The 11,258-nt window shown below is 76.3% G+C and carries 10 protein-coding genes; 6 read left to right on the top strand and 4 right to left on the bottom strand.

Translation table 11 applies throughout. The annotated features are described in order from the left end of the window. Positions 1–52: 52 nt before the first annotated feature. Complete coding sequence (locus NPS70_RS14875) at positions 53–2,200, bottom strand: prolyl oligopeptidase family serine peptidase (RefSeq protein ID WP_256524701.1); 2,148 nt, start codon at positions 2,198–2,200, stop codon at positions 53–55. A 167-nt stretch (positions 2,201–2,367) separates the two neighbouring features. Between NPS70_RS14875 and NPS70_RS14870 the strand changes: the two genes are divergently transcribed. The 4 genes from NPS70_RS14870 to NPS70_RS14855 all read left to right on the top strand — a co-directional run bounded on the left by NPS70_RS14870 (position 2,368) and on the right by NPS70_RS14855 (position 6,532). Beyond that, positions 2,368–2,562, top strand: coding sequence for a hypothetical protein (locus NPS70_RS14870; RefSeq protein WP_256524700.1), 195 nt, complete (start codon positions 2,368–2,370; stop codon positions 2,560–2,562). Between the two features lie 176 nt (positions 2,563–2,738). Continuing rightward, the gene (gene mshB / locus NPS70_RS14865; RefSeq protein ID WP_256524699.1) at positions 2,739–3,707 is read left to right on the top strand and encodes an N-acetyl-1-D-myo-inositol-2-amino-2-deoxy-alpha-D-glucopyranoside deacetylase; all 969 of its coding nucleotides are present in this window, start codon (positions 2,739–2,741) and stop codon (positions 3,705–3,707) included. Beyond that, positions 3,704–4,105, top strand: a complete 402-nt coding sequence (locus tag NPS70_RS14860; RefSeq protein WP_256524698.1) for a DUF6113 family protein — start codon at positions 3,704–3,706, stop codon at positions 4,103–4,105. Before mshB ends, NPS70_RS14860 begins: the two co-directional genes overlap by 4 nt. Before the next feature lie 375 nt (positions 4,106–4,480). Continuing rightward, entirely contained in the window at positions 4,481–6,532 is a 2,052-nt protein-coding gene (locus NPS70_RS14855; protein WP_256524697.1) for a hypothetical protein, read from the top strand. A 109-nt stretch (positions 6,533–6,641) separates the two neighbouring features. On the opposite strand, the gene NPS70_RS14850 is transcribed toward NPS70_RS14855, so the two are convergent. Both NPS70_RS14850 and NPS70_RS14845 read right to left on the bottom strand, forming a co-directional pair. Further along, the gene (locus NPS70_RS14850) at positions 6,642–7,493 is read right to left on the bottom strand and encodes a transglutaminase-like domain-containing protein (RefSeq protein ID WP_256524696.1); all 852 of its coding nucleotides are present in this window, start codon (positions 7,491–7,493) and stop codon (positions 6,642–6,644) included. A gap of 148 nt (positions 7,494–7,641) precedes the next feature. Next, entirely contained in the window at positions 7,642–8,646 is a 1,005-nt protein-coding gene (locus NPS70_RS14845; protein ID WP_256524695.1) for a GNAT family N-acetyltransferase, read from the bottom strand. Between the two features lie 113 nt (positions 8,647–8,759). Between NPS70_RS14845 and fdxA the strand changes: the two genes are divergently transcribed. After that, positions 8,760–9,080, top strand: coding sequence for a ferredoxin (fdxA, locus tag NPS70_RS14840; RefSeq protein WP_003985062.1), 321 nt, complete (start codon positions 8,760–8,762; stop codon positions 9,078–9,080). Positions 9,081–9,208: 128 nt separating this feature from the next. Beyond that, positions 9,209–10,303 (top strand): succinyldiaminopimelate transaminase, encoded by a 1,095-nt coding sequence (dapC, locus tag NPS70_RS14835; protein ID WP_256524694.1) that lies wholly within the window; start codon positions 9,209–9,211, stop codon positions 10,301–10,303. Between the two features lie 102 nt (positions 10,304–10,405). Here the strand turns inward: dapC and NPS70_RS14830 are convergent, their stop codons facing one another. Beyond that, a complete protein-coding gene (locus NPS70_RS14830; protein ID WP_256524693.1) occupies positions 10,406–10,816 on the bottom strand; it encodes an ATP-binding protein in 411 nt (136 codons plus the stop codon). Between the last annotated feature and the right edge of the window lie 442 nt (positions 10,817–11,258).

Here is an 11,258-nt window from a genome sequence, read left to right as displayed (position 1 = left end):
CGCCGCCCCGTCAGGGAGCCCCGGCGGCTCCCGAAGGCCGGGGCGGCAGGGCTCAGACCAGCCCCAGGGACCGGCGCAGGAAGTCCACCTGCAGCAGCAGCAGGTTCTCCGCGATCTGCTCCTGCGGCGTCATGTGGGTCACCCCGCTCAGCGGCAGCACCTCGTGCGGACGTCCCGCCGAGAGCAGCGCCGAGGACAGCCGCAGGGCGTGGGCCACCACCACGTTGTCGTCGGCCAGCCCGTGCACGATCAGCATCGGCCGGTGCGGGGTCCCGGACACCGTCAGGCCCTCGTCACCGACCAGGGAGTTCGCGGCGTAGACGGCCGGTTCCGCCGCCGGGTCGCCCAGGTAGCGCTCGGTGTAGTGGGTGTCGTACAGCCGGAGGTCCGTCACCGGCGCCCCGACCACCGCCGCGTGGAACACGTCCGGGCGCCGCAGCACCGCCATGCCGGCCAGATAGCCGCCGAACGACCAGCCCCGGACCGCCACCCGCCCCAGGTCCAGCGGGAACTCCCCGGACAGCGCCCGGAGCGCCTCGACCTGGTCCTCCAGCGCGAGCCCGAAGTCGCCACGGACGGCCTTCTCCCACGCCGGTGAACGCCCCGGTGTGCCCCGCCCGTCGGCGACCACCACGGCGAAGCCCTGGTCGGCGAACCACTGCGAGGTCAGATGGGCGTCGTGGGCGGCCAGCACCCGCTGGCCGTGGGGCCCGCCGTAGGGGTCCATCAGCACCGGCAGCGGCCCCTGCCCCGCGTCGTACCCGGACGGCAGCAGCACCGCGCAGGGGATGCGGCGCGGGCCCGCCTCGACCAGCCGGGGCCGGGCCGCCAGCACGGGAGTGTCCGCGTACGAGGCCACCTCCGCCACCGGCTCGCCGTCCCGCAGCACCCGCACCGCGGTGCCCGGCGAGCGGGCCGAGGAGGAGGCCAGCACCGTCACCCCGCCCGAGCGGACCGCCCGGTGCACCCCGGCCCCGCCCGAGACGCGCTCCACCCCGCGCGCACCGACCCGGTACACGTGGACCTCGCCCGTCTCCGCCTCCGCGGCCTCCTCGCCCGCCGAGGCGGACACCAGCACGTCGTCCTCCCCGATGTCGAGGACGGCGCGGACGTGCAGCCGCGCCCCCGTCAGCACCCGGTCGCCGACGGCCAGCACCCGCGCCCCGCCCTCGTCCGCGACGCGCACCAGGCGGCCCCCGCCGGCACCCGCCGCGCCGGGGGCCCAGGCCGGGACGCCGGGCAGCAGTTCCAGCCAGGCCTCGTCCTCGTCCGCGTGGACGCACCTCGTGGCGCCCGTCTCCGGGTCGGCGGCCAGGTACAGCTGGCTGCGCTGGTCCCGCGACTGCACCAGGAGCAGCGGCGGTCCGGCCTGCGACCAGTGGACCCGGGCCAGGTAGGGGTAGCGGGCCCGGTCCCAGAGCACCTCGGTGCGCTCCCCGCCGAGGGTGAGCGAGAACAGCCGGACGTCGGCGTTCGGGGTGCCGGCGGCCGGGTAGGCCACCGGCACCGGCTCGCGGTCCGGGTGCGCCGGGTCGCCGATCCACCAGCGCCGGACCCGCCGGTCGTCCACCCGCGCGACCAGCAGGCGGTCCGAGTCCGGGGACCACCAGAACCCGCGTGAGCGCCCCATCTCCTCGGCCGCGACGAACTCGGCGACCCCCCAGGCGACGCCCTCCTCCTCGGGCTCCACGAGCGCGCGGTCGCCCTCTCCCTCGGCGCCCACCACCCGCAGGGCGCCCCCCGAGGCGTAGGCGACCCGCCTCCCGTCGGGGGAGGGCCTGGGGTCCACCACGGGCGCCCGGCAGGGCAGTTCGCGCGCCGTGCCCGCGCGGAGCTCCGCCGTGAACAGGCGCCCCGACAGGGCGAAGGCCGCCAACTCGGCGGCGCCGTCCACCGCGTAGCCGACCACGCCCGCGCCCGCCTCCCGGCTGCGCTCCCGGCGCGCCCGCTCCTGCGCCGGCAGGTCCTCGTCCGCCCCGCCGAGCAGCTCCCGGGGGTCGGCCGCGACCCGCTCCCGCGGCACCGGCCCGTCCAGATCCAGGACATGGAGCAGACCGGTCCGGTCCGTCCCCGACGCCGATCTCAGGAACACCACCCGGGAGCCGTCCGGCGAGACGGTGAAGGCACGGGGGGCTCCCAGGGAGAACCGCTGCGTCCGCGCCGACTGACGCGGGAAGGAGAGCTGCTGCGTCGCTGTCATGCGGCGAACCTATGGCACCGGGCCGGGCCCGTGCGCCCCCGTGTGCTGCCGTGCACCGATCGATGCGGAGGCACGGATAGTTATGATCCGTAGCGCAAGGTGGGTATGAACCCTCCGGCACAGGCAACTGGACCGTCCCTACCGACATTCTGTGGAGGTGAACCGCCGTGGCACTCTCGATTTCGGCGGTGGTGCTGCTGGCGATCGTCGTCTTCCTGCTGATCCGGAAGTCCGGGTTGAAGGGCGGGCATGCGGCGGTCTGCGTGTTGCTCGGGTTCTACCTCGCCAGCTCCTCGATCGCCCCGACGCTCAACGAGCTGACCTCGAACGTGGCCGGGATGATCGGAGGACTCAAGTTCTGAGGACCGGCCCGCGGTTCGCCGGGGGGCGGACCGCGGACCGCTGACCGCACCGGCCGGGGCGGGCCCGTACGCGTCCGCGGCCGTGCGGACGGGGCGCCGCGGCCGCCCCCGACCCGCCGGAGGGTCCTCGGCGCTCCGGGCTCCGTCGTGTGCCCCGGCGCTCTACGCTGTGCCGTATGAAGGATCTCCCCGTCCGCCGTCTGCTGCTGGTGCACGCCCACCCCGACGACGAGTCGATCAACAACGGCGCCACGATGGCGCTGTACGCGGCAGCCGGTGCCCATGTCACGCTGGTGACCTGCACGCTCGGCGAGGAGGGCGAGGTCATCCCGCCCGGGCTCGCCCACCTCGCCCCCGACCGCGAGGACCGCCTCGGTCCCCACCGGGTGGGCGAACTGGCCGCCGCCATGAAGGAGCTGGGCGTCGGCGACCACCGCTTCCTCGGCGGCCGGGGCCGGTACCGCGACTCCGGGATGATGGGCGTCGAGCAGAACCACCGCGAGGGCGCCTTCTGGAACACCGACGTCGACGAGGCCGCGGCCCACCTGGTGGAGGTGATCCGCTCGGTCCGGCCGCAGGTGCTGGTCACCTACGACCCGGACGGGGGCTACGGGCACCCCGACCACATCCAGGCGCACCGGGTCGCGATGCGGGCCGCGGACCTGGCCGGCGAGCGCGCGTACCGGCGGGACCTGGGCGAACCGCACACCATCGCCAAGATCTACTGGAACCGGGTGCCGCGGTCGGTGGCCGAGGAGGGCTTCGACCGGCTCCGGGCCGCCACCTCGCGGCCGTTCCCCGCCGTCGGCTCCCCGGACGACGTCCCCGGAGTGGTCGACGACGCACGCGTCACCACCGAGATCGACGGTTCGGCGTACGCCGACCGCAAGGCCGCCGCGATGAGGGCGCACGCCACCCAGATCGCCGTGGAAGGGCGCTTCTTCGCGCTCTCCAACGACCTGGGGCAGCCGCTGTTCACCACCGAGTACTACGAGTTGGCCGTCGGAACCCCCGGCGAGGGGCACGGCGGCCGCGAGCGCGACCTCTTCGCGGGGATCCCCCTCCCGGACGGCGGCACCGTGCCCCGTCCGGCCGGGGAGGCCGTCCACGGCGCCGCCCGTGGCGCCGCCGGAGGCACGGCATGAGCGGGCAGCACCTCCCGGGCGTCTTCCCCGGCGGCCCGCCGAGCCCGCGGCGTGTCGCCGCCTACGCCGGACTGCTCCTCCTCGGGGCGGTCGTCGGCCTGGCCGGCTCGCTGCTCCAAGCCGCCTGGTTCCCGGGCGGCTTGGCCCTCGCCCTGCTGGGCACGACGGCCCTCTTCGCAGGCGCCCGCGAGGCCACCGGTACGCAACTGGGTGTGGTCTGGCCGGCGGTCGGCTGGCTGCTCGCGATCGTCCTGCTGAGCACCGGACGGCCCGAGGGGGACGCCCTGTTCGCCTCCGGCCTCGGACCGATCGCCTTCATGCTGGGCGGGATGGCCGCCGCTGTGATCTGCGCCACTCTGTGGCGGTCCGGCGGGCGGGGCGGCGGTACGGGCCGGTAGGGGCCGCCGGGCGGCAGGCGCCCGCGAGCCCGCCCGCGGTGCGCCGAGCGGCGCGCGGGCGGGCAAGTGCGGTGCCCGGCCCCGCCGGTGGGGCGTCCGCGGCCCGGCCGGCGATGTCCACGGCTTCCGCACACCGCCGCCGCACCCCCGCTGCACCCCGCGTGCACGCAGCGCCTAGGGTGAGGCGGTCAACGGGCGGGGGAGCCCGTGAACCGGCCGTGCGCACACGGTCCGCCGGGCACGGACGGGTGCCGCTTGACGCGGCCCCGGGGTGTCCGTCGGCGCCAAACAGTATGGTGGTGCGCGCCGCCGAGCCGCCCGCAGCAGCAGCGTTCCAGTAAGAACGGGCGGCGGAGCCAACCGGGAGAACCTGCTTTGAGTCGTGAAACTGACAGTTCGTCCTCCGGCCCCCAGGGGGGCGGTGGAGCCGCGTACCCCTCGGGAACCCCGCCGTACGGTTCCCGCCAGTATCCGTCGCTGCATCCGCAGGACGAGCCGGACGACGCCCGGACCCCGGAGCGCCGGCCGGACGAGCCGAAGACCGAGACGACCCTGACGACCCGGATCCGGATCAACATCCCGGGGTCCCGGCCGATCCCGCCCGTCGTGATGCGCACGCCGATGAGCGACACCGACGGGGCGGGCCGCGCGGACGCGGACGGGGGCGCGGGAGGCGACGGCGCCGCCGAGCGCACCGGCAGCACGCCGCGGCCCCCCGCCGACCAGGAGGCGCCGCAGCCCGCGGCGGCACCCCCGGCCGAGGAGAAGGCGGCGACCAGCGACTGGTTCGCGCCCCGCAAGCCCGCCGTGCCCGCGCAGCCCCCCGGGAGCGGTTCCGCGCCCGGGACCCCCTCCGCCCAGGAGACCGGTCCGGAGGCCGCCCCGCGCTCCTCCCTCGCCGACCTCGCCGAGGGAGCCGGGACCCCCGGGCCCCCGGGCCTGCCCACCCGCCCGCTCAGCGGTAGCGGAGCGGGCACGGGCGGCGCCCTGCGCGGCACCGGTCCCAACCCGCTGCTGGCCCAGGACGGCCCCGTCGTCGGCCCCGCGCCCACCCCGCCCCCGGGGGACCCCTTCGCCGGGGCGACGGGCCCCGCCGGCCCCACCTCGGGTCCGGCCACCGGCGAGCTGCAGTTCGCCCCCGGCGACCTCGGCCGGGCCCCCGGCGGTCCGGCGGAGCCGCCGGGCATCTCCGACGACACCGCGGTGCTCACCCCGCAGCGCCCCGCGCCCGAGCCGCCCGGCGGCCAGGTCTCGGGCGACACGCTGAGCAGCGGCATCCCGGTCGTCCCCGGCGACCGGAGGGCTCCCTTCCCGCCCGCGGGCCGGGATGCGGGCCCGCGCGGCACCGCGCCCGGCAGCGGGTTCCCCCAGGGCCCGGGCGCCGGGTTCCCCGCGGGACCCGCCGCAGGACGCCCGGGCCCCGCGGCGCCCGCGCCCGCGCCGGAGCCCGAGAGCCGTCCGGCGCCCGCACCGGCCGGGAAGAAGGGACGCTCCAAGCTGGTGCTCGCCGGAGCGGGCGTGTTCGGCCTGCTCGCCGTCGCCTACGGCGCCGGGCTGCTGCTCAACCACTCGGACGTGCCGAAGAGCACCACGGTGCTCGGGGTGGACATCGGCGGCGGTACCCGCGAGGAGGCGGTCGGCAAGCTCGACGCGGCGCTCGGGGAACGGGCGACCGCCCCGATGCAGCTCGCCGTCGGGGACCAGAAGAGCGAGCTGGTGCCGGACAAGGCCGGTCTGTCGCTGGACAGCCAGGCCACGGTCCGGGCGGCGGCCGGCAGCGACTACAACCCGGTCTCCGTGATCGGCTCCCTCTTCGGGGGCGAGCGGGTCGCGCAGCCGGTGATCCTCGTCGACGAGGAGAAGCTGAGCGTGGCCCTCGCCGACCTGGCCGGCTCCGCCGACTCCGCCTCAGAAGGGACGATCCGCTTCGAGACGGGACGCGCCGTGGCCGTACCGGGCAAGCCCGGCGAGACCGTGGACGTCGCCCGGTCGCTGGTCACCGTCAAGGACGCGTACCGCGCGCAGGTCGAGACGGGCAGCCCCAACGTGGTGACGCTGCCGCTCACCACGCGGGAGCCGGCCGTCACCCAGGCCGAGATCGACCGGGCGATGAAGGAGTTCGCCGAGCCCGCGATGTCCGGCCTGATCACCATCCAGGCCGGGGGCAAGCAGATCCAGTTCGGTCCGGCCAGGTCCCTGCCGAGGATCCTGTCGATGAAGGCCGTCGACGGGAAGCTGGTCGAGCACTACGACAAGGCCGCCATCGAGGAGCTCCTGGAGGGCGTCTTCGACGGCATCATGATCACCAAGGGGGACGGCCGGGAGTACGAGGTCTCCGCCGACGACGTGGCCCAGGCCATGGGTCCCGCACTGCGGGGGACGACGCCCGCCGAGCGGACCGCCGTCATCGACCTCGACCCCAGCTGACCGGCCCCGCCGCACGCCGGGCGGCAGGCCCGGGCGGATTCCGCGCGAGCGGTCCGCCCGGGCCTGCGGTGCTCCCGGCTCCGCCCGGACCCGGGCCGCTTCCGGGCGGTCAGTTCAGCCGCGCCCGCGCACCGCGCGCCTGGCTCCTCAGGGACTCGGCAGCGGCCGGCTCCACCGCGGCCACCACGTCCGCGTACGCCTCCATCTCCGCGGCGCCCTCGGTGAACGAGCCCCGCTGCACCAGCAGCCGCGCCCGCTCGTAGCGCAGTCGGGCGGGGTGCGAGGGCAGCAGGAGCAGCAGGTCCAGCGCCCAGAGCGCCACGTCCGACCGCTCGGGGCGCGCCGAGGCCCAGGCGCGGACGTTGTTCAGGATCCGGGTGACGACCGCCCGCGGATCGGCGGGTTCCAGCATGTCCGGGGTGAGCGCCGTGCCGGTGCCGCCCGCCACCAGCAGCCCGGCGTCCTCGGCCGAGAGCGTCCGGCCGGCCGCGAACGGGTCGGCGAGCACCTGCCCGTCCGCGTCCCCGAAGCCCACCACGAAGTGGCCCGGCAGCGCGACGCCGTACACGTGCCACCCCGCCCGGCGGGCCACCTCGGTCCACACCACCGACAGCAGGATCGGCAGGCCCCGTCGCCGCCGCAGCACCTCGTGGAGCAGCGAGGACTCCAGCCGCCGGTAGTCGGCCGGAGCCCCGTGGAAGCCCTCCCGGCCGCCCAGCAACCCGCTCAGGGCCCGTGCCTGGGCGTCCGGCCCGCGCACCCCGTAGGGCAGCGCCCCGGACAGCCGGTCGAGTTCGATCTGGGCCGCGTCGATGCCCTCCTCGCCGAACTCCTCGTCGGCCTCCGTGCCGATGAGCAGGCACAGCAGCGCCAGGTCGGGCCGGTCCGCCCTGGCCTCCTCGGCGAACCGGCGCCGCCAGGGACCTTCTGCCCGGTCCTCGTGTGCCCGGTGGTGGTGCATATGGCTGTCGTACCCCGTCCAGGACTCGTCGGACCGGCGGCGCCCGCGCGCCGGCCGCGGCCGGGCGCACAGGGGCCGGACGCCCCCGCCGGCCGCCGCGGTGCGCCCATTGTCCCTCGGGCCGCACCCTCGGGCCGCGGCCGGAGCCTCAGGCGCGGAAGTGGTGGTAGCGGTGGTGCACCGCGAAGCCGAGACCCGCGTACAGGGCCTGCGCGGCCTCGTTGCCCGCCTCGACCTGGAGCCAGGCGGCCGAGGCGCCCTCCGCGAGCGCCCGGCCCGCCAGGGCGGCCATCACCGCCGTGCCCAGGCCCCGGCGCCGGTGCTCCGGGGCCACCTCGACGGCCATGAACCCCGCCCAGCGCCCGTCGACGACGCAGCGGCCGATCGCCGCCGGCACCCCGTCCGCCCCCGGCACGGAGGCGAACCACACCGAGGGGCCCGCGGCGAGCACCGCCCGCACCTGCGCGGGCAGCTCCCCCTCCGGTCCCCCGAACCGCCCGTAGCGGCGCAGCCACCCCTCCCCGGCCGTGCGGGAGACCGTGACGCGGGAGACGTCCGCGTCCCGGTCGGCCAGCGGGGCGAGAGGCCCGACCAGCACCTCGGCGGAGACCTCACGCTCCCAGCCGCGCTCCTCCAGCGCCGCGCACAGCTCCTCCTGGGTACCCGCGGCCCCGGTCGCCGCCTGGACGTAGGCGGGCAGCCCGCGTGCCGCGTACCAGGCGCGCACCCGCTCCAGCGCCCGGTCCAGCGGCATCCCGGGGTCGCCCAGCGGCAGCACCGAGTTGGCGCGCCGGGTGAACCCGGACGCGGCACGCAGCTCCCACTCGCCGAGGCGCTCGGCCTCCTGCGGCTGCCACGCCCGGGACGCCGCCCGCGCGAGCTCCCCGAAGGAGGCCGCCGGGCCCCGGCGCCGGGCGGGGGCGGCCGGTACCGTCCGGCCCGCCACCAGTGAGGACTCCGGGACACGGACGCTCTCGCCGGTGCGCCGTGTGATCAGCAGCACACCGTCGGTCCACGATGTGAGAACCCCGACCGTGTCGGTGAACCGGGCACCCGCTTGAGTGGCTGCCCCCGCACTCCTGACCGACACCCGTTTCCCCACGTCAGCCGGGGTAATTCGGACCACGAGCCGCCCGCCGGCAGTGAATTCCACGGTTCCTCCGCCCCTCCTGTTCGGATCGTCCCCAGGAACGGAGATACTAGGGGCGGGCATCGACGACGCCGCGCTCCCGCGCAAGCCAGCCCTTACCGAGGAGGAACGACAGCGTGACCTACGTCATCGCGCAGCCTTGTGTCGACGTGAAGGACAAGGCGTGCATCGAGGAGTGCCCCGTCGACTGCATCTACGAGGGCTCCCGGTCCTTGTACATCCACCCGGACGAATGCGTCGACTGCGGTGCTTGCGAGCCGGTCTGCCCGGTGGAGGCGATCTTCTACGAGGACGACACCCCGGAGGAGTGGAAGGACTACTACAAGGCGAACGTCGAGTTCTTCGACGAGCTCGGTTCGCCCGGTGGCGCGTCCAAGCTCGGCCTGATCGAGCGGGACCACCCCTTCATCGCCGCCCTGCCGCCGCAGAACGGCTGAACCGCCCCGAGCGGTCCGGCCCGCCGCACCGGCGGGCCGCCCCTGCGCACGCCCCGGTCCCGCACGGCACCCGTCGTGCGGGACCGCGGCGTATCCCCGCCCGCCGCACCAGAAAGTGAGTCCCCGCCGTGGCCGCAGTCTCGTCGCGCCTCCCCGTCTTCCCCTGGGACAAGCTCGAACCGTTCAAGGCGACGGCCGCGGCCCATGCCGACGGCATCGTCGACCTGTCCGTCGGCACCCCGGTCGACCCCGTGCCGGGGATCGTCCGGCAGGCCCTCGTGGACGCCGCCGACTCGCCCGGCTACCCGACGGTCTGGGGCACGCCCGCCCTGCGCGACGCGCTCACCGGCTGGGCCGCCCGCCGGCTCGGCGCGGTGGACCCGCAGCACACCAACGTGCTGCCGGTGGTGGGCTCCAAGGAGCTGGTGGCCTGGCTGCCGACCCAGCTGGGCCTCGGGGCGGGCGACGCGGTCGCCTACCCCCGGCTGGCGTACCCGACCTACGAGGTGGGCGCCCGGCTGTGCGGTGCCACCCCGGTGGTGTACGACGACCCGACCGAGCTCGACCCGCGGGGGCTGCGCCTGCTCTGGCTCAACTCGCCCTCCAACCCCACCGGCAGGGTGCTGGGCAGGGACGAGCTGGCCCGCACCGTGGCCTGGGCGCGCGAGCACGGGGTGCTGCTGTTCAGCGACGAGTGCTACCTGGAGCTCGGCTGGGAGGCGGAGCCGGTCTCGGTGCTCCACCCGGACGTCTGCGGCGGCTCCTACGAGGGCGTCGTCGCGGTCCACTCGCTCTCCAAGCGCTCCAACCTGGCCGGGTACCGCGCGGCGTTCCTCGTCGGTGACGCCGGGGTGCTGGGCGAGCTCCTGACCATCCGCAAGCACGGCGGGATGATGACCCCGGCGCCCGTGCAGGCCGCGACGGTCGCCGCTCTCGGCGACGACGTGCACGTGGCCGAGCAGCGGGCGCGCTACGCGGCCCGGCGGGCGGCGCTGCGCACGGCGCTGGAGTCGGACGGCTTCCGGATCGAGCACAGCGAGGCGAGCCTGTACCTCTGGGCGACGCGGGACGAACCGTGCTGGGACACCGTGGCCCGCCTCGCCGAGCGGGGCATCCTGGTCGCCCCCGGCGACTTCTACGGCGAGGCGGGCGCCCGCTTCGTGCGGGTGGCGTTCACGGCCACCGACGAGCGGGTGGAGGCCGCGGTCAAGCGCCTCGGGTGACGGCTGCCGGGGCCCCGGCAGCGGGAGCCCCCGGTCGCGCCCGCGGACGTGCGGAGGGGCCCGGCGACACCGCCGGGCCCCTCCGCACGTGCGTGCCGGCGGTCAGCCGCCCAGCGGCAGACCCCCGCCGAGGGCGCCGGTGGCGCCGCCGGCCAGCGCGTCGGTCGGCAGACCGCCGCCGAGCAGGCCGCCGGCCTCGCCCGCGGCGTCGCCGGCCGCCCGCTCGGCGACCGGGGCGGCCTGCCCGGCCGCCTTGCCCACGGTCTCGGTCGCGGCGGGCGCGGCCTTACCGGCGGTCGGGCCGCCGACCTGGCCGGCGACCTCGGTGGTCTCCCTGGAGACGCTGTCGACCGTTCCGTCGACGTTCGCGGTGTCGAGCGCCGTCAGGCCCCCCACGGGGGTCTCGGGGAGGGTGGCAGCGCCCGCGGAGCCGGCCGCACCGACCACGGGAGCTGCTCCCGCCGCGATGAGCAGCGCGGCACGGGCGATCCGACGGGTCAGGGGGAGGGACATGGTGCTCCTTGAAGCGAGAGGACGTTCGGACTGTGCGGTGGTGCTGCTGTCCGTGCACGGACGTCCTGACAACCGGCGGGAGGGCGGGGTAAGTTTCGGCACCCCAAGGTAAAGAATCGGTAACGGGCCGAAGGGCCGGGCCCGGCCGATAACGGGCGAACACCGTCATGTCCGAAAGGGTGCAGGAACGTCACTCCCGTTGCCGGGCGCCGCTCCGCCTCCCCTGCCTGCCGGTTGTCCGCGCGGCCCGCGCGCCATCCCCGGAGGGGGTGCCGTGGCTCCCGGGGGTGAACCTTCGTACTGGTGCCCCGGCGGCGGCTGTCCCGCGATTCCCGGCGGGCGTCCGACGGCGGTTGCGGCACCCCGGGGCGTTGCCGGATGTGTGCGGATACATCCGGTAGGCGGAGGCTCCTCCGTCTGCCGGACGCAGCGCGTCGGACGC

It is taken from the genome of Streptomyces sp. C10-9-1 (assembly GCF_024497955.1).
GTDB classification, from domain to species: Bacteria; Actinomycetota; Actinomycetes; order Streptomycetales; family Streptomycetaceae; genus Streptomyces; species Streptomyces sanyensis.
This window is presented reverse-complemented; position numbering and strand designations above follow the sequence as displayed.